The sequence below is a fragment of the bacterium genome, assembly GCA_016708025.1.
Classification (GTDB): Bacteria; Zixibacteria; MSB-5A5; order GN15; family FEB-12; genus FEB-12.
In genome coordinates this window covers 131,621-154,330 of the sequence record JADJGQ010000003.1, presented here as the reverse complement: position 1 = coordinate 154,330, position 22,710 = coordinate 131,621, and the positions used below count along the sequence as shown (strand labels likewise).

24 protein-coding genes and 1 tRNA gene are annotated in these 22,710 nt (G+C 53.1%); 18 read left to right on the top strand and 7 right to left on the bottom strand.

Annotation, left to right across the window (positions count from 1 at the left end; genetic code table 11):
* The first annotated feature begins 94 nt into the window (after positions 1-94).
* The 6 genes from IPH75_11895 to IPH75_11870 all read left to right on the top strand — a co-directional run bounded on the left by IPH75_11895 (position 95) and on the right by IPH75_11870 (position 6,303).
* On the top strand, positions 95-742 hold the full coding sequence (locus IPH75_11895; GenBank protein MBK7142769.1) for a CDP-alcohol phosphatidyltransferase family protein: 648 nt from the start codon (positions 95-97) through the stop codon (positions 740-742).
* A gap of 36 nt (positions 743-778) precedes the next feature.
* Entirely contained in the window at positions 779-1,720 is a 942-nt protein-coding gene (locus tag IPH75_11890) for a bifunctional hydroxymethylpyrimidine kinase/phosphomethylpyrimidine kinase (GenBank protein MBK7142768.1), read from the top strand.
* 84 nt (positions 1,721-1,804) lie between these two features.
* Positions 1,805-3,526, top strand: a complete 1,722-nt coding sequence (locus IPH75_11885) for a hypothetical protein (protein MBK7142767.1) — start codon at positions 1,805-1,807, stop codon at positions 3,524-3,526.
* Between the two features lie 313 nt (positions 3,527-3,839).
* Positions 3,840-5,117 (top strand): hypothetical protein, encoded by a 1,278-nt coding sequence (locus tag IPH75_11880; protein MBK7142766.1) that lies wholly within the window; start codon positions 3,840-3,842, stop codon positions 5,115-5,117.
* A 66-nt stretch (positions 5,118-5,183) separates the two neighbouring features.
* Positions 5,184-5,525 carry a tRNA-binding protein gene (locus IPH75_11875; protein ID MBK7142765.1) on the top strand — a complete coding sequence of 114 codons (342 nt, stop codon included), beginning with the start codon at positions 5,184-5,186 and terminating at the stop codon, positions 5,523-5,525.
* 76 nt (positions 5,526-5,601) lie between these two features.
* Entirely contained in the window at positions 5,602-6,303 is a 702-nt protein-coding gene (locus IPH75_11870; protein MBK7142764.1) for a cytidylate kinase-like family protein, read from the top strand.
* A 3-nt stretch (positions 6,304-6,306) separates the two neighbouring features.
* Here IPH75_11870 and IPH75_11865 read toward each other — a convergent pair whose 3' ends face one another.
* From IPH75_11865 to IPH75_11855, 3 genes are read right to left on the bottom strand one after another with little or no spacing between them, the layout of a single operon-like run.
* On the bottom strand, positions 6,307-7,086 hold the full coding sequence (locus IPH75_11865; GenBank protein MBK7142763.1) for a class I SAM-dependent methyltransferase: 780 nt from the start codon (positions 7,084-7,086) through the stop codon (positions 6,307-6,309).
* A complete protein-coding gene (locus IPH75_11860) occupies positions 7,086-8,168 on the bottom strand; it encodes an LptF/LptG family permease (GenBank protein MBK7142762.1) in 1,083 nt (360 codons plus the stop codon). Before IPH75_11860 ends, IPH75_11865 begins: the two co-directional genes overlap by 1 nt.
* On the bottom strand, positions 8,165-9,496 hold the full coding sequence (locus IPH75_11855) for an LptF/LptG family permease (GenBank protein MBK7142761.1): 1,332 nt from the start codon (positions 9,494-9,496) through the stop codon (positions 8,165-8,167). The genes IPH75_11860 and IPH75_11855 overlap by 4 nt, the downstream gene beginning before the upstream one ends.
* A gap of 139 nt (positions 9,497-9,635) precedes the next feature.
* On the opposite strand from IPH75_11855, the gene IPH75_11850 reads away from it, so the two are divergent.
* From IPH75_11850 to IPH75_11835, 4 genes are all read left to right on the top strand, one after another.
* Positions 9,636-10,592, top strand: coding sequence for an HD domain-containing protein (locus IPH75_11850; protein ID MBK7142760.1), 957 nt, complete (start codon positions 9,636-9,638; stop codon positions 10,590-10,592).
* A gap of 183 nt (positions 10,593-10,775) precedes the next feature.
* Positions 10,776-10,864 (top strand) — tRNA-Ser (locus tag IPH75_11845).
* Between the two features lie 296 nt (positions 10,865-11,160).
* The gene (locus IPH75_11840; GenBank protein MBK7142759.1) at positions 11,161-11,553 is read left to right on the top strand and encodes a DUF1428 domain-containing protein; all 393 of its coding nucleotides are present in this window, start codon (positions 11,161-11,163) and stop codon (positions 11,551-11,553) included.
* Positions 11,554-11,673: 120 nt separating this feature from the next.
* Positions 11,674-12,318: a hypothetical protein gene (locus tag IPH75_11835; GenBank protein ID MBK7142758.1), complete on the top strand. Its 645-nt coding sequence runs from the start codon at positions 11,674-11,676 to the stop codon at positions 12,316-12,318.
* A 34-nt stretch (positions 12,319-12,352) separates the two neighbouring features.
* On the opposite strand, the gene IPH75_11830 is transcribed toward IPH75_11835, so the two are convergent.
* The 3 genes from IPH75_11830 to IPH75_11820 all read right to left on the bottom strand — a co-directional run bounded on the left by IPH75_11830 (position 12,353) and on the right by IPH75_11820 (position 14,601).
* A complete protein-coding gene (locus IPH75_11830; protein MBK7142757.1) occupies positions 12,353-12,877 on the bottom strand; it encodes a hypothetical protein in 525 nt (174 codons plus the stop codon).
* A gap of 13 nt (positions 12,878-12,890) precedes the next feature.
* Positions 12,891-13,343, bottom strand: coding sequence for a hypothetical protein (locus IPH75_11825; GenBank protein MBK7142756.1), 453 nt, complete (start codon positions 13,341-13,343; stop codon positions 12,891-12,893).
* Between the two features lie 82 nt (positions 13,344-13,425).
* The gene (locus IPH75_11820; protein ID MBK7142755.1) at positions 13,426-14,601 is read right to left on the bottom strand and encodes a radical SAM protein; all 1,176 of its coding nucleotides are present in this window, start codon (positions 14,599-14,601) and stop codon (positions 13,426-13,428) included.
* Between the two features lie 293 nt (positions 14,602-14,894).
* On the opposite strand from IPH75_11820, the gene IPH75_11815 reads away from it, so the two are divergent.
* Positions 14,895-15,278, top strand: a complete 384-nt coding sequence (locus IPH75_11815; GenBank protein ID MBK7142754.1) for a hypothetical protein — start codon at positions 14,895-14,897, stop codon at positions 15,276-15,278.
* A gap of 42 nt (positions 15,279-15,320) precedes the next feature.
* Here the strand turns inward: IPH75_11815 and IPH75_11810 are convergent, their stop codons facing one another.
* Positions 15,321-15,713 (bottom strand): response regulator, encoded by a 393-nt coding sequence (locus IPH75_11810; GenBank protein MBK7142753.1) that lies wholly within the window; start codon positions 15,711-15,713, stop codon positions 15,321-15,323.
* A 360-nt stretch (positions 15,714-16,073) separates the two neighbouring features.
* Here IPH75_11810 and IPH75_11805 point away from each other — a divergent pair, with 360 nt between their 5' ends.
* The 7 genes from IPH75_11805 to IPH75_11775 all read left to right on the top strand — a co-directional run bounded on the left by IPH75_11805 (position 16,074) and on the right by IPH75_11775 (position 22,644).
* A complete protein-coding gene (locus tag IPH75_11805) occupies positions 16,074-16,643 on the top strand; it encodes an NAD(P)H-dependent oxidoreductase (protein ID MBK7142752.1) in 570 nt (189 codons plus the stop codon).
* A 143-nt stretch (positions 16,644-16,786) separates the two neighbouring features.
* On the top strand, positions 16,787-17,545 hold the full coding sequence (locus IPH75_11800) for a toxin-antitoxin system YwqK family antitoxin (GenBank protein MBK7142751.1): 759 nt from the start codon (positions 16,787-16,789) through the stop codon (positions 17,543-17,545).
* A 157-nt stretch (positions 17,546-17,702) separates the two neighbouring features.
* The gene (locus IPH75_11795) at positions 17,703-18,782 is read left to right on the top strand and encodes a hypothetical protein (GenBank protein MBK7142750.1); all 1,080 of its coding nucleotides are present in this window, start codon (positions 17,703-17,705) and stop codon (positions 18,780-18,782) included.
* A gap of 265 nt (positions 18,783-19,047) precedes the next feature.
* A complete protein-coding gene (locus IPH75_11790) occupies positions 19,048-20,085 on the top strand; it encodes an SPFH domain-containing protein (GenBank protein MBK7142749.1) in 1,038 nt (345 codons plus the stop codon).
* Positions 20,057-21,439 (top strand): hypothetical protein, encoded by a 1,383-nt coding sequence (locus IPH75_11785; protein ID MBK7142748.1) that lies wholly within the window; start codon positions 20,057-20,059, stop codon positions 21,437-21,439. The genes IPH75_11790 and IPH75_11785 overlap by 29 nt, the downstream gene beginning before the upstream one ends.
* A gap of 72 nt (positions 21,440-21,511) precedes the next feature.
* On the top strand, positions 21,512-21,910 hold the full coding sequence (locus IPH75_11780) for a GNAT family N-acetyltransferase (protein ID MBK7142747.1): 399 nt from the start codon (positions 21,512-21,514) through the stop codon (positions 21,908-21,910).
* Positions 21,907-22,644: a class I SAM-dependent methyltransferase gene (locus tag IPH75_11775; GenBank protein MBK7142746.1), complete on the top strand. Its 738-nt coding sequence runs from the start codon at positions 21,907-21,909 to the stop codon at positions 22,642-22,644. Before IPH75_11780 ends, IPH75_11775 begins: the two co-directional genes overlap by 4 nt.
* Positions 22,645-22,710: the final 66 nt, after the last annotated feature.

The following is a 22,710-nucleotide window of genomic DNA, read 5'->3' as shown; positions in this document are numbered from 1 at the left end:
GAATATCCCCCCAATCGGCCACCTTGTCAACCGCTCAATCTAGGCCGGTCTGATCGGTTGACTCCGGGGACTAAACCGCACATATTGGCCGGTCATGAAGACCGAGCAGCAGAATCCTGCACCAACTATCAATCAGCGCAAGCGACAGTGGTACGAAGAAACCTCACTGGTTCTTGGTAAGGTCTGTCACCGCATGGGGCTGACCCCCAATTTTCTGACCGGAGTGTCACTCGTGTGCGCTGCCGTCTCCGGGATCTTTTTCTGGAAAGACAGCATGGGGTGGGGGGTATTCTGGATGCTGATGGCATCGTTTGCCGATATGCTTGATGGCTCCACCGCACGGGCCGGCAACACCGGGACTGTCTTTGGCGGCATTCTTGACCATGTCTCCGATCGCTACGGCGAGTTTTTTATCCTGGCCGGTATCACCATGTCCGGCGCGGTACACCCGGGGTGGGGTCTGTTTGCGCTCTTTGGCATGTTGATCGCCAGCTACACCCGCGCCGCGGCTGAGTCTATCGGCAAACTGCAGAATTGCGCGGTCGGTATTATGGGGAGACTCGAAAAATTCATCCTGATCATTTTTGGCGCCATCATGGAGATATATTTCCCGACCGGGACCTGGCCCCGCGGCGGATGGCTTGAATTTGCGCTCATCATTGTCGGCGCAACCTCCACCATCACTTCGGTGCAGCGTCTGGTCTATGCCCGCAAAATGCTGGGCGATCGCCAGGAAGTCTAACCCCGACTCTCGGACATCTATTCAAAGAAAGTCTATATGATCACCGCAATCGGCAATCCTGTGTATGACTATATCAAAACTCCGCGTGTGGATACCAAAACCCGCATTCTTTCCGGATGCTCCACCAACGCCGCGCTGGTGCTGGCGAAACTCGGCAAAGAAGTGAAACTGATCGGTTCGGTCGGCGATGATCTCAAAGCGCAGTTCATGGCCGATATGCAGAAATATCATATCACGCCGGTGGTGACACCCTCCAAAGAGACCGGCGGCTTTTCGCTGATTTATTATGATGCCTTCGGCAATCGGACGCTCGATCTCCTGGGCAGGGCCGCGAATATCACCGCGATTGAACCATCGCTCTACAAAGATTCCGAGGCGATACTGATCGGGCCGATCCTCAAAGAGGTCTCGCTTGAGATGGTGGCGCAGATTCGGAAGAATTATCCGAAAGGGCTGTTCTTTTTGGATCCGCAGGGGTTGTTGCGGGATATCGATTCCCAACAGCGAATCACCCATGACAAACCGGAAGGGATCGAGGATGCCTTCGCGCTGTTTGATATCGTCAAGCCGAACGAGATGGAAGCAAAAGTACTGACCGGGATAGATTGCCGCGAAAATCCGTATGAGGCGGCCAAGATCCTCAAATCCTGGGGACCGAAGATCGTCATCGTCACGCTTGCGGAACTTGGTTCGGTGATCTACGACGGCAAGCAGTTCATTGATATTCCGCCGTATGAGATCGACCTGATCGATGCTACCGGGGCGGGGGATACCTACATGGCCGGGTTTACGTTCGAATATCTCAAGTCCAAAGGTGACCTGCGACGGGCCGGTTGTTTTGCGTCATCGACTTCGTCGATCATGATAGAGAATGTCGGGCCGGATTTTGCGATGACAGAGAACGAGATTCGACGCCGCCAGGAAACGCTACTGGCGATGGGGTCATTCCGCCCGCGAGTGGCGGTGAATATGGCCTGATCTGACCACGCTTACGTCAGCGGCTCTTGACAGGCCGTAGGCGATTTCGTTTATTTGGGGAGACCATGTAACGGGGAGTTTCTCATGTCAATCAGACAACTCGCGTCGATCGCCGCATTCGCGGTGTCATGTCTTTTGGTATCTGCATCCAGTATTTCTGCACAGGATTCCAAGCCATTCCGAGTGGATAGTTACATCCCGGAGAAGTTTACCGATTTGGAGTGGCGGGTGGCGGGTGAAGGAACTCATAGGTCAAATCACCAACGGCCGGAAACTGATCAGGATTACTACGACAATATTGATTCGGAAAGCGATTTGACGTATTTCAGGACTTCAAGTACGACCAGGTGGCGGCACTTTACCATTCCTCGCGAAGTCAGCTTTTCGGTAACGGGACAATTCAACTTCTCCACAAATTCAGGGTCAGAAATCAGGAAGTACAGTTACTACGCATATCCGGAGATGGAACGTCAGACTGTCGAATCAAAATCGAGAAGTTTCGACTTCCACTTCAGTCCAGGTACAGAAATCAGGCAGTACGTTAGCGGAAATACCTTCGCCTCGTTGGTAGGTTCAGTAACACTGAACTATTCACACGACCCACTCGATGAGAGCGATGCGATGACAATCGATACGTCAACAGACTTTGATCCTTACACTTGGCGAACTCAACATCGAAGGGTTATCAGGAATAGAGTAAGCAATAGTTCCAACAACAATATCGGTGGAGAAGGGGCAATAGGCATCGGCAGAATGTATAGCGGAGCCTTTGCCGCTACGAGTCTTTATATTATAGAAGAACTTCAGAATCAGGGAGTGTTGCGAAGAGAGCCCAGCTACGAAGAGATGACTCGCTTGACTGACACGGTCTATTACTATCGCCAGGCCCACGCAGTTGATGCCAGAATACATCGCCAGCGCGCTCTGGAGGGGATTGCCGACTTTTTGTTGGAGTCGGCACTTATTGACAGTCTGACTCCTAAAGTGGCATTTGCGTTGCAGGACATATGGGATTACTATGGCCAGGGGGCGTCGGGTTCCGTTTCGTTGGACAGAGCGGTGTACGGGTACTATTCTGGGAACGCCTTTGCCTACTCAGGAAGACAATTTGGTTATCGAGTGCGCCTTGGATTTGGTGGTCGATACGTGTACCGCAGCAGTCACAATTCGGAGTCCTACCAGACCTGGGATACAACTTCCTATTGGGGTAACGATACAATGACAGTGACCACTGACATTAGCAGTGGCGTCACTCATCGATACTATTACAACAGGTCTAAAGAAGTCAACCGGTACCTCTTTTTACTATTCGAATGCTCTAATCCCTTATCCCTAAATTGGCAATTTGATGGACAGCTACGAGTCATGTTGGGATTGGACCCATGGAGCGACTCTTACTCTTTGTACAAATACTACCCGCCGGCGAACGGGCCCGCAACTTACGAACTGCTTAGCCATGCCGATCTCAACTCTGTTTCTGTAAGAGCCGCATTTCAATATTCCTATGATTTGAGGACAGGTATTTCGATCGGCGCTGATCTGAGTTACTCCAAGATCGGTTGGGAGAAAGGCCGCGCAACCTCGACGGATGCGATGGTCATTTCTACCGGGAAGTACTCCGATGAGGAAACTGGAGTGCTCTTGTTGGCTGGCATTACGTATAGGGTTTCTATTCCGACGACTCTCCAGTTGAACATCTCGCATAATCGCAATTTCTCTACATCAGATTATTGGGTGGGGTATAGCGAATATCGGGATGACCGGCAGACTGATATACGGATAGGGGTCAATCACCAGATACTATAGGCAACGCGAGCACCAGTGGTGACCAAGCAAGAGATTGCCGGGCCACTTTTTCCTCATTGACCAGATTAGTCCACTATTGTATACTTTTTCCGTCCGGGCGGGAAGGTCTCTGAACCTCCATTTCATCTTCACCTCAACAGACACGAAGGAGGATCGTATGTCTGATAATTCCACTGCTACCGGATGGATGCCGGTCACCCGCCGAAAAATGCTCGGCCACCTCGCACTCGGCGCCGGAGTCGCGCTCTCCGGTCTGGGCTTCTCAAATCTCGCCGCTCAAACCAGAGAACGCGGCAAAGTTCTGCTCGACAAAATGCCGGCCATGCCCAAAGGGCTGGAGCATGCCGTCAATTTCCCGCTGATCGAGGCGCTGCTGGGGCGTCGCGCGCGACGGTTCGCTTTGGGAGACGAGATTCCCGATGGCGTGCTGGCGTACAAATCACAGCATGCGCCGATGCCGCTCTCCGATCTCGAACAGATGTTGGTATTGGCCGCCGCGACCGGCAACAACGGCTGGCACTACCTGCACTATCGTGCCAAGCGATACGCGCCGAAACTTTCGAACTATGCCTCCGCGGCCGGGGGAAGAACCTTTCCATCCGCCGCCGGCTTTCATACCACCGAGTTTTTCTTCACCGATGACAACGGCACCTATTTTCTGCCGACGCGCGATTCCGGCTCTCTGCTCAATACGAATGCAAATGGCGAGTATGATCTGGATGCCTGGCTCGCGGCGCACAAGTCACGTATCGTGAAGCTCGATGACAAGCGCATTAATCTCCCCGCCGAAGAACCGTATCTTGAGCCGCACAATACCTGGTGTGTGAATGTGCCGGGGAGTACGCTGATCATCCCGGTCGCCGATGTCGCGCAGCACTATCTGGCGGGGATCGCCTATCTCGCGCAGAACGGCAAATGTTTGATGGATGATATCAACGGTCGACCGATTCCCGGGATTGAGAAGTTCTCCGAATTGATAGACCTGAAAGCGGCCTATCCGGTGTCGTTTATGGAGCAGTTCTGTTTGGCTGAAACCTGCGCGGAACTGTCGACCTCCTGTTATGCCGGGATGCTGATGCTTCAGGCGCTCGGATTGGGCGGTTGGATGTTTGACGGTATTGATCCGTTCTCACTGTTGGGAGCCTCGGGCAATCCGGCAATCCCGGGACTTGGGTTCCGCTTCGACACCAATCCCAAATGGCCGGTCCCGAATTTCACCGGTCGAGCAGGAGTGTTCGAGGCCTACTGCCCGCCGCATTACCCGAATATGCGGGCGGCGGTCGATGCGCTCGTCCAGCGGAAGTATGGCGCAGGCGGGCCGTTTAATCCCCAGACACCGGGACCTTGGAAAGAGACCAGCAAAGTCCGTGGTGCTGCGGCCGAAATGAATGAGCTGTTCAAGGAATGTGTGGCGCATCAGGCGCAGTATATCTTTGACACGTTTGGTCGCTTCCCCGGGACAGTGCCCTCGGTCTACACGCTGACTTTCCTGCAGGCACACCATCTCGATTTGGATTTCTACGACAAAAACATGCAGGCGGGCGGCTACCTGCAGACCCATGCCGACCATATGAAAATGTGGCATAGTTAGCATGCGCAATGCACCGGCTCTCGGTTCTCACTTGCCGAGAGCCGTTGCTTTCTGTTGATTATCCGAATGACAGAGTTACTCAGCTACGAAGATTTCCTCAAAGTCGATATCCGGGTGGGGCGGATTGTCGAGGTCGCTGATTTTGAGCGGGCCAAGATCCCGGCTTACAAACTGAAGATCGACTTCGGTCCAGAGATCGGCATCAAACAGACCTCTGCGCGTTTCAAGACCGACTATACACCCGATCAACTGCTTGGACGGCAATGTCTGGCAGTGGTCAATTTTCCGCCAAAGAATATCGGCGGGTTCATGTCCGAAGTTTTGATGCTGGGAGTACCGCGTCCCGGCGGCGGGCTGGTGCTGGTCAGCCCGGTTGAGGATGCCGACCCCGGCGGCCGGCTGTACTAAGGCCAGCCTCCCTTCCAAGAAAAAATATAGTCACAACTCCACGTTTTGTCCGTATATTGTGGTGGAGGTGATTCCTATGACCTCAATTGATGCCATTATCAATCGTCAGCTCCTCAAGTGGGAGCTGGAACGTCGGCGGACATCCGAGGAGACCCATCCGCCGCACGCTGAGCCGCACCGTATTATCACGATCAGCCGTCAAACCGGATCACGAGGTTCCTTTCTCGCCACTCTGCTCGCCGAGCGACTCGGTTTTCAGCGACTGCATCGCGAAGTTATCGATGCGATCAGCAAAGAATCCGGTTACTACAAGCGGTTGCTCGAGGCACTCGATGAGCATACGCGCGGGCGACTGCAGATGGCGGTTGATGCTGCCTTTTCCGGCCAGATGGTCGATCACACCGACTACAACGAGTATCTGCACAAGGTAGTGCTGTCGCTGGCTGAGTTGGGTGGAGTGATCCTGATGGGGCGCGGCGGTAATCTGATCCTCGGGCCGCACAAGGGGCTGCATGTCCGGGTCGTCTGTCCGGACTCAACGCGCGTGGAGAATCTCTGTCGCTACAAAGAGATCTCTGCTCGTGAGGCGCATCTGCTAATGGAACGGACCGATCGGGACCGGAGCGCATTCATCCATCGGCTGTTTAACCAGGAGATTGATGACCCCATGCAGTATGACCTCGTGATCAATACCGGGATGCTGAGTCTGGAGAGTGCGGTCTCGATCGTGGAGACGGCGTTTCACGCCAAGATGGTCCTGCTCCGCGCACACGGCTGATAGTCAGCGAGTGGCGCGAATCAGCAGCATCAGCGGAAACATGGTGGGTGATTTCGGCGGATACCAACGGTCCTCTACCTGGCGCCATTCTTCGGTGACCTGGTAGTAGGAATAATCGTATTCCCCCATTTTTGTTATGGTCAATCCCGCATTGATAAGCGAGTTGATGATCTCTGCGGTAGTATGTTGCCACTCGGTGCTTGGATTGGATCGGCGGAACGATCGATCAGCATAATCCGGCTGATCAGCGAGCGTTTCTGATTCGGTCGAGAAGTAATTCAGCGAGGTTTCATACATCGCCAATGAACAGGGGTGATCATCGATCAGAAGAAAAACGCCGCCCGGCTTGACGAACTTCGCAACGACTTTCGCCCATGTCCCAATATCCGCCAACCAGCAGAGTGTTCCATACGACTGATAAACGATATCAAACTGCTCGTTCAAATGAGACGGCAGTTCCAGAATGTCGGACCGGATGAACCGCGCAGAGTCCAGCCCCGCACTTACCTTGAGTTCATTGGCTCGCAGAATCGATTGGTCGGCGATATCAACTCCGGTGACGTTTGCCCCTTTGCGTGCCCACGAGAGTGTATCAAGCCCGAATTGACACATCAGGTGGAGAAGGCTCCGGCCGGTTACATCTCCGAGTTCGTTTTGTTCAAGCTGTTTGAGGGTGGAGGCACCATCGAGGAATTCTTTCACACGGTATGACGGGTGGGCGACATGGACATCGACCAGCTCGTTCCACATCGCGCGGTTGCGTTCGTGTCCCTCGTGTGACATTACTTACGCGCTCCGATCAATCCTATTAATCCGATAAGCAGGAACAATGCGTTGATCCCCCAGACTGCGACCAATTCCGGGACTCGTTCATTGTGTCCGGCCGACTGGAGGATCTTGAACAGCACGAAGTACAACAGCGATATCCCCGCTCCGACCGAAAATGAAACGGCGATCCCCGAGCGCTGCGGATTGGCCGCGAATGGTACGCAGATCAGGATGATGATGACCGAGGTCAGCGGGAACGCATACTTGATCTTCAGATCGATCGACTCAGCCTGGTATGGGCCGCCCGTCCGCTTCTGCAGATCGATATAGTTCTTCAGCTCCTCAAGCCCCATATCCTCCGGCTTCACCAGTCGACTCTGGAAATCTGTCGGCTTATCCTTGATCTCCAGCACAGTCAGCGTGTCGAACTGGTGAAAGGTCTCTGTGGAGAGAGAATCAAAGTCGCGCACCTGCCCCTGGACCAGCAACCAGCGGTGGTCTTCGAAGCGGACCTTCTCCGCCGTGACAATTTGAGTCAGCCGGTGGTTGACGGTGGAATACATCTTGAAATCGCGGCCATCGCCGCGGTCGGTATCGAAAGTGGTGATGGTGTAAAACTTCCCGGGGCTGACCTGGCGGAAGACATTCCGCACTTTGGCCAATGCCGCTTTGGAGCGGCTTTCGATCGTGAATTCTTTCATCTCGATCCGCTGTTGATTGAGCGGCGGGAAAATGTACTCGCTGTAATAGAAGTGGCCGGCCGCCAGGATCATGGTGGCGACCAGATATGGCGCGATGATCCGGTAGAGCGATATTCCGGCCGCCTTCATGGCCAGGATCTCCCGCCGACGCGCCAGGACCGACACCGAGAAAAGCGACGCCAGCAGAATGAACATCGGCAGGAATGACTTCAGCACCCAGCCGCCGAAAAAGAGATAGTACTTGAGGATCGTCACCAGCGGGATCTGGTGGTCGATGAAATCACGAAGTTGCTCCACCATGTTGACCACGATAATCGTCAGGCCGATCGCCACAGTCACCACCAGGAGCGCCAACAGGTAATGGCGGAGGAGATAGAGATCAAGCTTTTTGATCATCCGCGATACACCCGCCGGAAGAATCCGAAGACCGGCTTTTCAGTCACAACGATATAGATCAGGTAGATGCCGATCAGAGTCAGAAGGATATTCGCGCTCCACATCGCCACGAAGGGAGAGACAATGCCTCGGTCGGCCAGATCTTCGCCCCCGATCAGGAAAGCCCAGTAGACGATGAAGAGCAGGATAGAGATGCTTATAGCTACTCCCATGCCGCCTTTGCGCGCCATGATCGCCAGCGGCGCGCCGATCAGCACAAACGCGAGCGAGGCCGACGGGATCGAATATTTTTTGTATATCTCGATCTGGAATTTCGCCACTGCCTTTTCGCGACTCTCGAGTTGCTGGATATTGCGTTCCAGTGTTCTCATTAACACCAGAGCCTCGGTTTGCACTGCCACACGGGCGGTTGAGTCAGTCATCAATGCTTTAGATGGCGCGGTCAAACTGTCGGAGAAGAGATAGGTGAATTTCTCTTTCAGGCTGTTGATCGAGCTGACGCGCAATGGCTCCATCTGCTGGAGGTTGTTTATCACCTGCTGTTTCATGGTGTCGATCGGCATCTCGCGATCGGTACGGTATTCGCTGTCGGTTCGTACCAGTTCCGAGCCCGTTCCGCCTATATTGATCACCTGATTCTCGAAATCGACTTTCCGGTAGTTGGCCGGATTCTCGAGATCCAGCGAATGGAGTTCTCCATTGTAGAGAGTGAACTGGAGATTCCTGCCGTTATCCATTGATTTGAGATAACCATATTCAGCGATGATCAGGCGTGGTTTGGTAGGGTTTTTCGTTTCGGTGATCCGAACCCCTTCGACCCGCGAAGTCGAGTGATCGATATGGTCGAGTTGCACCAGATACCCGGGAACATCAGTGACAAAAACACCCGACCTGAACACCAGGGTAGGGCGCATCGCCGATATATCCCCCCAGAGCATGCGCGCCCGTTTGTTGAGATCCGGAAGGACCGCATCGCTGAACCAGATCATTACGCCGGTCAGGAGCGATGCCGCAATAAGTAAGGGTATCAGGAGCTGGAGCAGGTTTATCCCGGATGATTTGATCGCGGTTACTTCAAAGTCGGAGGTCAGTCTGCCAAACGCCATCAGGGTGGCGACCAACACGGACATCGGGACCGACAGCGCCAGCATCCATGCCAGATTCAACCCGATCAATTCAAGTACCACCCAGATCGACAGATCCTTGTCAATCACCTGATCGACGATTTTGGGGACATATTCGATGATCAGCAGAAAGGTGATAATGAAAAGCGCGAAAAAGAATGGGGCGATATGCTCCTTGAGGATGTAGCGCTGTAATATCTTCATAAGGCTCTGGAAAATATACCAGTTATACCCGCCTGACAACTTTTATATTCCCCGCCCATCGAAGTTATTGGCGGAACCACCGGCATCGACTATTATTGCTGTTGTCAAAACCGGTATCCCGCAACCAGGGGTGAGTCAGATGGACAGCAAGAAAATCCGCGACTATGTCGTCAAAGACCAGATCATCGGCTACTTCGTCGTCCGCAAACGCGAGGTCAAAGAGTACCGCAAAGGGATCTATATCCAGCTTGAATTGGGTGACTCCACCGGGCGGATCATGGGGGTGATCTGGGAGCCCGACCAGTTCAGCCAAACCGACCTGGCCGAAGGAATGGTGGTCAAAGTCGGCGGGCTGGTGGGTGAGTACAACGGGAAATTGCAACTTCAGGTCAATCGGATCCGGCTGGCGTTGGATGACGAGTACCAGATCGACGAGATTCTCCCGCATTCGACTCAGAGCAATGAACAGCGTCTTGCCCGGATCATGGCGCTCACCGACAAGATCCAAAACAGCTATATCCGCCAGCTGGCGGACTCCTTCTGGAAAGATGAGCAGTTTCTCAACGATTACCTGAAGGCCGCTGCCGGAAAACTCTGGCACCATGCCTATGTAGGCGGGCTTTCTGAACATTCGGCCAATGTCGGCGAGCTGGCTTTGCGCGTCGCGGCGGGGTACGATTTCCTCAATAAAGACTATCTGATTTTCGGTGGGCTGTTTCACGATGCCGGCAAGATCCGCTCCTATTCGGCGGATATGAAGATCGACTTCACTGATGAGGGCCGGCTGATCGATCATATCTGTATTTGTGATGCCTGGGTGGCGATGCGGGCGGGGCAGATCGACGGTTTCCCCGAGAAGCTGCTGATAAAACTTCGCCATATGATCCTTTCGCACCAGGGGGAGAGGGATTACGGGTCGCCGGTGGTGCCGATGATGCCGGAATCGCTGGTGCTCTATTATTGTGACGAGATTGACAGCAAGATGGGGGCGATGGACCGGATCCGGCAAAAACAGAAGGGGCCGGGTTGGTCGGAGTTCGTGAAGATGCTTGACCGTTTCCTCTATTTCGAAACGGGCGCCGACGAGAAGGGGTGAGAGGGTTGGGTTAGGGGAGGACAGGTGGGGACAGGACAATTCGGTCTCGAAACGTCGTGGTGTAGTGGAAAAAGAAGTCGGACAAGCGGTTAATTAGTTTTGGGTTGGCGGGGATACCTGTTGCCTTTTTGGAATTCGCGTGTAAATTGGAGCGTCCTTCAGGGACGTTTTTGTTTCTGTATCGGAGAGATGGCCGAGTGGTTGAAGGCGCACGCCTGGAAAGCGTGTATAGGTAACTCCTATCCTGGGTTCGAATCCCAGTCTCTCCGCCAGTTTGGAAATGAAGTCTTTGGCGCCGGCTACACGGGCGCCCCAGCCGTTTTTCTCGGAAATCTCAAGCCATATTGAATTCAGTCGAGCCAGAAGCGGGCTTTTCTATAATCCTATGCAATACTTTATCTTCACCAAAAAAACTACCGGGAGTAAGGAGAGATAAGGAATGTCTATCGAATCTCATATTGAAGAACTCAATGAATTTGCCGCCAAAGAAAATCTAGAATTCGCCAAGATGTGATTATACAATACAAAAAAGGTCTACGATATTGAGCGGTAAAAGAGGTGAAAAGTTATGACAAAAGATCAAACAAAGTATGTAGATGGGTTTGTGCTTATCGTTCCAAAAGAAAAGGTACAAGAGTACACAAAAATGGCAAGCGAGGGCCGAGATATGTGGATGAAGCACGGCGCCCTCGAATATTACGAGTGCATGGGCGATGACCTTAATGCGCAAGAAATGGGCGGTATGAAGACGCTTACGTTTCCCGAGCTGGCCAAGGCAAACGCAGACGAAACCGTCTGGTTCTCATTTATTGTGTTTGAGTCCAAACAGCATCGAGACGAAGTGAACAAAAAAGTAATGGAAGAGATGAGTGAAAAGCATCAGGACGCCCAAGATTTTTCCATGCCGTTTGACATGGCTCGTCTCGCTTATGGCGGTTTTCAGGTCATTGTTGCTAAGTAAAAGAATGAGACAAGGCTTTTGACCCCGCGTGGACAGTTGAACCGATTCAACATAACGTCCTCGTTTTCGTCATGTCCATGTGGTTGTTGCTGCAGTACTCTTGATCAGGGGTAGAGACCTGTGGATACAAAAGTTCAATTCTGCCTTCTAACCTGTTTGCTGGGCATTACGATTCTCCTTTTCGTATCATGCGTGCCCGGTCTTTCTCTCTCTAAGAGCCAATCGTATGTCCCTGTAGATCTTGATGACTGCCTGGCGTACCTTGATACGACGCTGACCCCGACAGTGATAGATACCCTTCGGGCTTGGAAGGAAGAGGACTTGAGCCTGGCGCACCTTGGTCTAGGTTTGTGGCTGCGCAATGATTGGGGACTTTGGCATGGTTCGCGTTTAGCGAAATGGTTTAATGCCCAAGGAATTTTCCATCCAGATGATATGTCCGGCATCATTCTGACATCGTATTGGCGGCACCTTCACGATGTACCGATACAGCTGGATTCGCAGGTTGCTTCTTATGTTGCCTATTGGTATGATCACACGTTTCCCGACACTTTGGCCTGTCTCAAGTGCGGCAGGAAGATCAAAGGATGGTACATGTGCGGCCCAGGTGTAGACACGGATCACCCAGGCACTGTAACTCAGATTCTCTTTTGTTCGAAAAAGCACCCCTCGTTCTTCTCGCGTACTCACGGCCTCTATGCAATAGACGAGGACAGGCATCGTGGTCTGCTTGATACTTTCAACTTGAGATCAAAAGCCTTCTAAACGTTTAGATTGTGACCGATACCTTCACACCCGTTCAAATCACGCCTTGTGCTTTAAGCGAATCGAGGAATTTCTCTACAATGTCTACGAGCTTCTGACCGCGGTCATAGTACGAGGCGTACTGAGCATCGATAACCAAAATGTGGGGCGCCGACTCAAGTCGCGTGCTGTCGAGTCGCGAACGATAGGCGTCGGGAATACTATCGCGATCCTTGCTCGCCAGGTATTCATAGCCGACCTGAGTTTTCGGGTCGTATCCGTCGAGCGAGAGCACCAGTGAGTCCGGCTGATCGATCCGCAAGGTGATCGGCTGGTCCGTTTTCAGCTCAATCTGTCGCGCAGCGAAAAGGCTGGTTATGGCACTTCGAGCATCCTTCTCACCAATAAGACGAGGCGGGGGAGGTGGTCCCATGCAGGTGCAGGATTGCGTTACGATGGCAATTGCGGCCGTGATACCGCCAAATTGAAGGATTATCCGCGAGGGTGGGCACGTCTGAAAGTTACCGTCACGCGGATAGAGCGGGACTTCGTATCGCGTAATCTGCCTGATCTCAAGCATAGACGACCTCCTGTCAAATCACTCCCTGCGCTCGAAGAGAGGCGAGGAAATCGTTGACCACTTGTCGAAGATGCACTTCGGTGCTATTGTCCTGCGTATTCAAGCAGCCAGGCTGAGCATTGATGGTCAGTATATGCTGCGGACCTTCGAGATTCGATTTATCAATTGATTGCCTGACTTGCTCAGTAAACTCGTGCCGATCTTCGGACGTGATGTATTCAAACCCGATTCTCAATTGGTCATTGTAGCCGTCAGCGGTGACTATAGCTACATCGTCCGAGCCAAGCGGAATCGCTAATTGTTGATCAGGAGTGAGCGCAATATTCTGGCTCGCAAATGCCTTCACAATAGTTGCCCGGGCATCGACCTCGCTCAGCATGGGTGGTGCCGGCAATTTGCCTGCGATAGGGATACAGGATTCCAGCAAGGTTGCCAACGCTGCAATAGCGACCGCATTGCGGGCCAAACCTGAATATGATAGCGGTGGGACCTGGTAGCGGCCTGCAAATGGATACTTGGCGAGGTCATACCTGCGCAACGGCCTGATGCTAAGCATTTTCACCATTTCGACTCGCCATGCAGTCCTCTATGAATGATGAGATGGGGAAGGTCTTGTCGTAGAATTTCCGTTTGAACAGATCAACATTCTGCTTCCACAGGCGATTAGCTAATCGGTCAACGATCGGCATGAGCATTCGTTCGTGCTCGCAGATTATGGGCGGAATCTGGTTGATCTTTCCGGTAGCGTGCCAATTAACACAGCCGCAGTAGGTCGCGCATCGTCCATGCAACGCGCAACCGACGCAGGTGTCTGTATCCAACTGATTCTGCTGGATGAACCAATTTCGTTTGGTCTGATCGAAACCGTGCCTGACATCACCGATACTGTTGGGCCACTCAGCCTGATCATCCTGGCCCACGAACTGTACACAGGGATAGATTCTGCCGGACGCGGCGATGGCCACCTGTGAACGTGCAAGGTCGCACAGTTCACCCTTGGAGTACGGTTTCTGGGCCCAGGTCTGAATGCGGGCGTCGAACGGGCTGTAATAGATCTTCTTACCTGCGCGAAGGGAGTCATAGTAAAATTTGGCAAGTTCTTCGTACTGGCGCTTCAGAATTTTGATGTGTTCACTTTGCCAGTCGGCCGAATAGTCCAGGGTCTGAACAACGTAGCGAAAGCCCAGTCCGAACAGATGCCTGACGCCGTCGGCCAGATACTCAGCAGACTGCGGAGTGATGACTGAGACGGCGACCGTATATGGATTGAAATCGAGAATCGACTCAAGATCCCTGGCCACCTGCGCATATGAGCCGCCTGCATTTCCGTACGAGCGGTTGCAGTCATGTTGCTCCGGTGTGCCATCCAGACTGAGGGAGAAGTAGACTTGGTGATCACGGAGGAACTGGATGACCTCCGAGTCGATGAGGGTACCATTGGTGGCCATGCGGAAATCGAATCGTCCGGGAAAGAGTTCCTCACCGAAACGAACAGTTTCCTTCAGCAGGGCGAATTTCGTCAGTGGTTCGCCGCCGAAAAAGGTGACCGTACAGGATGAGTTGCTTTGGGCGGCGATGAATTCGAGCGATCTCTGAGCCGTCTCGGACGACATTGACCTGGCAACCTTTCTCCCGGCATAGCAGTATTTGCAGCGTAGATTACAGTCGTGAGTCAGGCATAACGCCACAGAAGTCAGGTGCATATCGGTTTCGGGTCCACTCATGCGGTTTATACAAATTCCCGGACAAATATATCTATTTTGGTGACCGTGCACAAACAGAACAATTCCGACAGCTTTCCAGCCCCAAGCCTTGATTCAGACTTGACGTACAGGAAAGGAAAGCTGATGTTGTATGTAGCGTACCGTCTGGTTGAAGGCGCGGGAGGCGCCGAACGAGACCAGACCATCTATCCGAACCGAACAATGCCAATCCTGCGATAGAGGCGATACCGTCGGTCAACTCGGCTGTCGGTCGTACCGTCCGTTGCACTGTCACCTCAACCGGGTGAGGAGATATGAAGTTTTCGTACTACTTCGACAAAACGCGTAACCTGATCGTGGTCGAAAAACAGGGGCCGGTCACGGTTGACGAAGATATCGAATCGATCGCCAAGATCCGTGCCGATGCCAACTATCGACCTGGCATGAATTCGATCATCGATCTCACCGGGGCTGTCTATGACTGGGGGATGAAAGATATCGACCGGTTCCGCATGCATGTGCACGAGATGGCCAAAGAGATGGGGCCGACCAAATGGGCGCTGGTCTCCAACAACGGCGTGACACTTTCCAATGCCAAGCTGTATGTCATGCTCCATGAGGTGCGCCCTTCCAACCTCAATCTGCGGCTGTTCACCGCCCGTTTCGACGCTATTAAATGGCTGGAAAGTGGCGACTGAGCCGACTGCATCGGGCTAACGAATCCGATTTCCGCGTGCGTTCTATCCCTTCGGCGCCTGGCCGCGAATTGCGGCACGGACTGTTCGGAGTAGTTCGCCGTACGGCTCCCCTTTTCCGATCATCGCGTATGGTCGCACCGGCAACTCCGCGAGGCGCGGCACCATCTCCTGAATCTCACCGGTCAGAATGATCACCGGCAACGAAGGGCGGATCTTCGTCATTCGAAGGTACGTTTCGATACCCCCCATTCCGGCCATCCGAATATCCAGCACCACCGCCGCGGTGGCGGTTTGTTCGTCCAATAGCTGGACAGCATGCTCCCCTGAGCGTGCGGTCACAGTGGAAAACTCATCGCAGAACAGCTCGTTCAGCGCTTCCAGAACCAAGGGGTCATCATCGACTAGCAAAACAACAGGTGAAATCCGTGAATTCATATCAATACGATCATCAACCAACGTCTCATTTAGGATTAATGTACGGTCCGACGGTATCCCAACCGACTTGACCATTGTCTCCCCTGGAAAGCAGATGCGCAGCGCAATCGGTAACTGCTTTCCCAGTTGCCGCAGTATATGCGACCCGGGTGAAAGCGTCAAGCGCGAAGCCTCGGATTCCATGAGCGAAACACTGGAACTTTCACTCTCAGATGAGATCGTCGCACCCTTATTCAACGCCTTGTGAAATCAGATTGTGTCAGGAATTGTCAGTGAGCAGATGCCTACTATGACCGGTAGTTTGTACTCTAATTTATTCGCTTACTTGAACTTTTGCGGCTAGCTGCTGTTTTGTAAGACATGCGAAACATATCGATTATTCTTGGGTCCACTCGCGAGGGGAGACAGGGGGAGAAGGTAGCCAAGTGGGTTCAGACCGTGGCCGCTTCCCACAACGATGCTTCTTATGATCTGCTCGACCTTCGCGATTGGCCGCTCCCGTTTTATAACCTCGCGGTATCGGCTGATGCAGCCAAGGGGGAGTACGGACTCGCAATGGCAAACCAATGGTCAGCCCGGATCGGGAAGTCCGATGGGTTTGTCATAGTGACACCAGAATACAATCATGGCTATCCGGCGGTGTTGAAAAACTCATTCGACTGGCTCTTCAGGGAATGGAATGACAAGCCGGTTGCTTTTGTCGGCTATTCCAATGGTCCGGTCTCCGGTGCGCGTTCAGTCGAACAACTTCGCCAGGTCGTGATCGCGTTGCAGATGATCCCGATCCGTCATGATCTACTCTTGCCCTTTGTGGGCAAGCAGTTCTCTGAGACTGGAGATATGGTTGATGAAAAATTCAGCCGGAGACTGGATGTCATGTTGACTCATCTCGTTGAATATGTGGAGCTGCTAGCCGCAAAACGGGCCTGATGGTTCGTTCGACGACTTGCAGCTGCGGAAGCAGATTTCCGGAAGGCAACTTGCCTTACGGCAACGGCTTGATTATCGCCTCAATCCTTCCTTCGAGTTGTCCGATAATAAACTATCGACTTATCGGAGGTACCCAACCTATCATGAACAGATCAAAAAACAGTAGAGCATGGTTCGCGGCCATTCTAGTTCTGCTTGTGATCGGCTGCAGCAACGCGGTTAAAACCCGCCACGACTACTATCCGTCGCACAAACTTCAGGAACGATGGACCGAGACGCGCGACTCCAGCGGCACATATATCCGCAACGGCGTCTGCGAACAATTCTATGAGTCAGGCGCTCGCTCGGTGCGGGGCGAATACCTGAATGGCGTCAAGACCGGCACCTGGGTCATCTGGTCTCCCGGCGGACAGATGCAGGAATCGATCGGCTACCTGAAGGGAGTCAGAAGCGGACTCTATACCCGCTATTTTCCGAATGGATATGTCGAGGAAGAGGGGAGTTTCCGACAGGATCTTCCATTCGGCAAATGGTCACGCTGGCACGATAACGGAAAGATCGCCCAACGGTGGAGTTATCGCGGTGGCAAAGAGAGTGGTGAGTGGAGACGTTGGCACCCGAATGGGAAGTTGGAGATCGAAGGGAATTATATTGAGGGGCGCAAAGAAGGGAAGTGGCTCACCTGGTATCCGGACGGAACTAAGCGGGAAGAGGTGCATTACCGGGACGGAATGCCGCATGGCCAGTATATTTCGTGGCATCCGACCGGCAAGCGCCAATTCGAAGGGGAGTATCATTATGGCGTCAAAGAAGGCGTCTGGATAAGTTATTCCGACACCGGGCTGGAGAAAAAGCAGGAGATGTTTCGTAAAGGCGAACTGATGCCCTTGGCGAACAACTGAACGTGTTGCCAGCAGGTAAGATATGACCCGGTCTCAATGGCCGGGTTTCTTTTTTGAGAATTTCCATTGCATAAATCGAGAGGTAAATCGTATCTAATTCATGAAGACGCGAACATATCAAGACTATCCGCTCTGTACAATAGTGGGAGAATGAGCAATGAAAGTTCTACTGATCTTCATCACCGGGCTCCTTACTCTGTTTATCTTTGGATGCAGTGATTCAAATGTCACGGCACCGTCATCAAATCCGCCAGCATCATCTCCAGACCTTCCGGCGAAGGCGAATCAGATGGTTGCGTTATATGGGGCGAGCGATGATGGTACGCTCCCGATCAGTATGGCGGTGACGGCTCGGCAGGAACTTGAGAGTTTCCTGGCTGATACCAGCTACGATGTCTACGCGGTGACCATGCTGTGGGGTTCATTCACGACTCCCGACAATGCACCCGGCATCACTGTCGACTGGAGCGGCTCCATGAAGGTGAACGGGGTCGGCGAGATGGGCGTGATCTCTGCGCTTGATTTCGAGGGCGGGATCGACTCGCTGCTTCCCGGCAACGATCCGATGACGATCGCCTGGCGCTCTTTCACCCAGAGTGATATTGATGGCATGGTGAGTTTTATTGCAATGAAGCGGGGGATATTCTACGTAACGGCGCCTACCTTGAAGGTCCAGACCGCTCCTGTTTCAGTAGAGGTAGTGGTTGATAACCTGACCCACTTCCAGGCATTTTATCCGACCGGGAATCTCTCCGGCATGGCGATCTTTGCGCGCAAGTTGAAAACGCTTCATTGTCCGCATGGTTCGTTCAACGGTCATTGGACTCGGGCCGATGAGACGCATATGAGCGGGACATTCGGCGGGATCTGGCGAGCGGAAGGCGCAAACACTTCGGCTACTCCGGAGATCGGCACGCTTGAGGGAAGTTTCTGGGTTGGCGACGCGCAGAATCTGTTTGCGGGTAACTGGCTCGATGCTTCCGGCACATTGGTTGGCCATCTCAAAGGGACCTGGTCCTACACTGACTATGCCATGTGTCCTGTTTGTGGCACGCGCTATGGTCAGTTCGAAGGGGAGATATTCGATCTTGCCGGGCATGTTGTCGGATCGCTCAAGGGCGGGTTTGGTGAAGTCACAATCGCCACGCCAACCCCTGCGCCATTGGCGCTATCCATGGTGGGCAATTTCAGGTTCCATTGTCCGAGCAGTAATGATACAGATATCGCGGATGATTGAGTTGGGAACTGCTTCCTATTCTGGCCCCTGGATATCCCGGGGGCTTTTTTTTGGTAAGCGGACCGTCTTCTGCACGTTGATCGATTCGTCAGCCGTGGACCAAGCAAGGACTTACAGAGGGATAAAATCGGTATACAACTCCCTGTTATCCGGTTACTTGACGGGGGAATGGTTGTTCATATTTCGTTCAGTCTTCCGCCTTGAGTAACTTTCTGTTATTCCGACAATCTACGTAACAGTTACGAAAAAAAGTTCAGGAGCCAATATGTCTCTTCTTATTGAAGTCATTGAATGGCTGGATCAATCCGGCGACGAGATGATCTACCGACTTCCGCAAGAGGGCTCAGCGGATTTCAAACTGGGAGCACAGTTGATCGTCCGCGACAGCCAGCAGGCGATTTTCTTCAAGGACGGCCATGCTGCGGATATGTTCTCCACCGGTCGGCATACCCTGACGACCATGAATATTCCGATCCTTACCCGATTGCTGGCATTCCCGTTCGGGTTTAATTCGCCGTTTCGGGCGGAAGTTTACTTTGTCAATCTGAAGGTGTTCACGAATCTGAAGTGGGGGACTCGCGACCCTGTTACGTTCCGCGACAACCAGCTCGGCCTGGTTCGTTTGCGCGGACATGGAACTTATACCTTCCGTATCGAGAAGCCATCGCTCTTCCTCAATTCGCTGGTGGGACGTCAGGCGAAATTCACGACTGAAGATATCCACGACTATCTGCGCGATGTCATTATCTCACGCCTCAATGACCTGCTCGGCGAACGTCTGAAAACTATCCTGGATCTTCCGGCGCAATACAGTGAACTGGCCAAGGAATTCGAAACGATCATCAAGATCGAATTTGAGAAGTATGGCTTGGCACTGGTTGATTTTTATATCTCGACCATCACGCCGCCGGACGAAGTAGCCAAGATGATCGACCAGCGATCCGGGATGGGCGCGGTCGGCGACCTTGATAAGTTCATGAAGTATGAGATCGCCAAGGGACTTGGCGCGCAGGGTGGCGCGGCCGCTTCGGGCGCTGGCATGATGATGGGAGCCGGGGTCGGTTTGATGACCCCTGGACTGTTCCAGAAATCCATGTCTCAAGAGCGAACCGAAGCGTACCAGGCATGTCATTCGTGTAAGCGCGAGGTACCATCGGATTCCAGCTTCTGCCCGAATTGCGGTACCCGGTTGAACAGCAAAACGACCTGCAAGTTCTGTTCGTCCGAACTGATGGTCGGCGCGAATTTCTGCGCCAACTGTGGAAAGCCAGTTGATGGTCAGTCCACGCCGAACGGGCAATAACGGTTTCACCATCGAGGTCGGCTGTCCCGGATGCGGAGCCGACCTTGCGCTGGAGAAGGATTTCCGCCTTCTCCTCTGTCAGCATTGTGGTTCTGTCCTCCGGATAAAGTTGCCCGGACTCCCGCCGGCATTCTTCGCTCGCCCCCGAAAAACCAATCAGGAAATTCGTTTTCTCCTGGATCGCTACTGCCGCGAACATGACCTGTCCATGCCCGGCTCGGCGGCTCTGCTTTCGCTTGTCTATTACCCATACTGGAAGATCGATGCCGTGACGCTCAAGGTGCGCACGTCGACTTACGAAGTATCACGTTCGCAGGATGAGGAATATGACAATGGAGAGGTGGAAGAGAAAGAGCTGACCACGGTCAATCTCGCCACGTTTTCTACGTCAGTTCCGGCAACCGAACATTTTGCCGCGATCCCCTTTTCGCTTGGACTCAGAACCGAATATCTCGGATTGGTTCCGTTCGCCCAGGAGAAGGTGGGCACTGATGTCCGCTGTCTGTCAGTGAACGAATCGCTCGCCAATGGAATCGAGCGAGTGATCAAAGGGACAGCCGGACTTGGGCAGTTTGACCGGGCGGACAATCGGAATAACTCGACTCTGCTGTTCCATCCCAAAGGGTCGATCATCTTTTTCCCCTATTATCTGGCGGACAGCTATCTGTCTCAGGGGACACGGCGGTTTGCAATCGATGCTGTCACCGGGCGGGTCGCCGGTACCGAGATGTTGGCGGATTCTCCTCAACCACCTGATGAGACGGCGGCGATCCAATTCGGCGCGATCGGGGTGGAGTTTCATCGGTGTACCAATTGCGGAGTGGATCTTCCAATGGGGCGCTCGTTGGTGAATGCCTGCCACAATTGCGAGCGGATCGAATTTTTGGATACGCACCCGCGCCTCAACACTGACCTATTGGTCGCGAGCGGGAAAACCGATCAATCAGCATTATTCTTCCCCTTCTGGATCATCCAGGCGACCACCGAAAGATCCGACAAGCAGATGCAGTTCGTTGTACCGGCATTCGAAATGCGCAATGCGGAGACAGTCTACCGCCTCAGTTCACGCATGACTACCGCAATTGAGAAAATCCCCTGCGAATTGATGAAAGATATGATCAGGCAGGAGATTCCGGTCAGTCGGTCGATCGAGGATGCAATTACTCTGCTTGAGATACTCTGGTATCGTCGAGCCGCCGAGCGCGATGTTCTCAAGAACAAAGCCTTTGAACCCTGCCAGCCGCAATCAATCCAGCTCGCCTTTCTTCCCTTTAGGGCCGAGCAGTACTTCTATGTCGATACCGTCCTCAATGCCGTGACCTTCGAGAAGGCCGGCGCCCTGGCTCCCGCCTGAGCAGATTAGCCGTTTGCATTCCCGATCGCATTTCTTCATATTTGCTCCAGAAACCATGGAGAGATCGACTGCATGCATATTCAATACCATATCAACGAGAGCATAGAACCGGCCGAAGTAGCGGATCTGTACGCCGATGCCGGCCTGAATCGACCGGTAACTGATCTTCCGCGGATCGCTCGTATGCTCGACAACGCCAACCTGATCGTCACCGCTCGCGATGGAGCTAAGCTGATCGGCATTTCTCGCTCGGTGACGGACTTCTCCTACTGCTGCTATCTGTCTGACCTGGCGGTCGCCCGATCGCACCAGAAACAGGGGATAGGGCAGGAGTTGATCCTCAGGACACAGCAATATCTCGGTGAAGAAGTTATGATCCTGCTGTTGGCGGCACCTCAGGCGCGCGAGTACTACCCGCATATCGGCTTCACCAAAAACGATGATGCCTGGTTTTTGCCGAGAAAGCGATGAGTCAGAAGACTACCCCTTACGATGGCCTTGCCTGGTTCTACGACCGCTACTGGGCCGAGCAGTTCATCAGTCGCGTCTATCCACAGATTGAGAAATGGTTGCTGGTTCAACTCCCTTCGAATGGCCGGTTACTTGATCTTTGCTGCGGGACCGGGCAGCTTGCCGCCAGGCTGACCGAAGCAGGGTATCGCGTGGTCGGGGTTGACAATTCGTCCGAGATGCTGGACTACGCCTATCGAAATGCAAAGCTGGCGATTTTCCAGCAAAGCGACGCAGAGAACTTCACTCTTCCGGAGAAAGTCCACGGCGCCGTGTCGGTGTTTGACAGTCTCAATCATCTGATGACTGAAGAGCGATTGCTGGCTGCCTTTGCATCCGTTTTTGCCTCTCTCGAAAAGGGAGGTCTGTTTTTCTTTGACCTCAATGTCGAGGAGGGGTTTGTCGAACGCTGGAAAGGGTCATGGTCGATCGTTGAATCAGACCATGTGCTGGTCTGTCGATCCAGCTACGACCAGTCGGCCAGACTGGGGAAGATGGAAGCAACCATGTTTCGCTTGATCGATGGAAACTGGCAGCGTCGGGACGAACTCTTTGAACAGACAGCCTTTATACCGGAGTCAGTCACGCAACTGCTTACTTCCGTTGGATTTGTTTTGCAGAAGACGGGCCCCTTGAGCGAATTCGGAATGACCGGTGGCGGGAAGCATATCTGGTTGGCTGAGAAACCAAGGTAGTCGAGAATTATCTTGCTAATTCCCCTGCTATTCTATTATTAGGCCAAGGTTTGCGGGCTATTGACG

Coding starts and splice junctions, on each gene's coding strand:
- IPH75_11800 (MBK7142751.1), top strand. CDS start 16,787: ATGAACAGATCAAAAAACAGTAGAGCATGGTTCGCGGCCATTCTAGTT.
- IPH75_11790 (MBK7142749.1), top strand. CDS start 19,048: ATGTCTCTTCTTATTGAAGTCATTGAATGGCTGGATCAATCCGGCGAC.
- IPH75_11890 (MBK7142768.1), top strand. CDS start 779: ATGATCACCGCAATCGGCAATCCTGTGTATGACTATATCAAAACTCCG.
- IPH75_11860 (MBK7142762.1), bottom strand. CDS start 8,168: ATGATCAAAAAGCTTGATCTCTATCTCCTCCGCCATTACCTGTTGGCG.
- IPH75_11885 (MBK7142767.1), top strand. CDS start 1,805: ATGTCAATCAGACAACTCGCGTCGATCGCCGCATTCGCGGTGTCATGT.
- IPH75_11880 (MBK7142766.1), top strand. CDS start 3,840: ATGCCGGCCATGCCCAAAGGGCTGGAGCATGCCGTCAATTTCCCGCTG.
- IPH75_11785 (MBK7142748.1), top strand. CDS start 20,057: ATGGTCAGTCCACGCCGAACGGGCAATAACGGTTTCACCATCGAGGTC.
- IPH75_11795 (MBK7142750.1), top strand. CDS start 17,703: ATGAAAGTTCTACTGATCTTCATCACCGGGCTCCTTACTCTGTTTATC.
- IPH75_11875 (MBK7142765.1), top strand. CDS start 5,184: ATGACAGAGTTACTCAGCTACGAAGATTTCCTCAAAGTCGATATCCGG.
- IPH75_11810 (MBK7142753.1), bottom strand. CDS start 15,713: ATGAATTCACGGATTTCACCTGTTGTTTTGCTAGTCGATGATGACCCC.
- IPH75_11840 (MBK7142759.1), top strand. CDS start 11,161: ATGACAAAAGATCAAACAAAGTATGTAGATGGGTTTGTGCTTATCGTT.
- IPH75_11820 (MBK7142755.1), bottom strand. CDS start 14,601: ATGAGTGGACCCGAAACCGATATGCACCTGACTTCTGTGGCGTTATGC.
- IPH75_11780 (MBK7142747.1), top strand. CDS start 21,512: ATGCATATTCAATACCATATCAACGAGAGCATAGAACCGGCCGAAGTA.
- IPH75_11850 (MBK7142760.1), top strand. CDS start 9,636: ATGGACAGCAAGAAAATCCGCGACTATGTCGTCAAAGACCAGATCATC.
- IPH75_11865 (MBK7142763.1), bottom strand. CDS start 7,086: ATGTCACACGAGGGACACGAACGCAACCGCGCGATGTGGAACGAGCTG.
- IPH75_11805 (MBK7142752.1), top strand. CDS start 16,074: ATGCGAAACATATCGATTATTCTTGGGTCCACTCGCGAGGGGAGACAG.
- IPH75_11830 (MBK7142757.1), bottom strand. CDS start 12,877: ATGCTTGAGATCAGGCAGATTACGCGATACGAAGTCCCGCTCTATCCG.
- IPH75_11895 (MBK7142769.1), top strand. CDS start 95: ATGAAGACCGAGCAGCAGAATCCTGCACCAACTATCAATCAGCGCAAG.
- IPH75_11855 (MBK7142761.1), bottom strand. CDS start 9,496: ATGAAGATATTACAGCGCTACATCCTCAAGGAGCATATCGCCCCATTC.
- IPH75_11870 (MBK7142764.1), top strand. CDS start 5,602: ATGACCTCAATTGATGCCATTATCAATCGTCAGCTCCTCAAGTGGGAG.
- IPH75_11815 (MBK7142754.1), top strand. CDS start 14,895: ATGAAGTTTTCGTACTACTTCGACAAAACGCGTAACCTGATCGTGGTC.
- IPH75_11775 (MBK7142746.1), top strand. CDS start 21,907: ATGAGTCAGAAGACTACCCCTTACGATGGCCTTGCCTGGTTCTACGAC.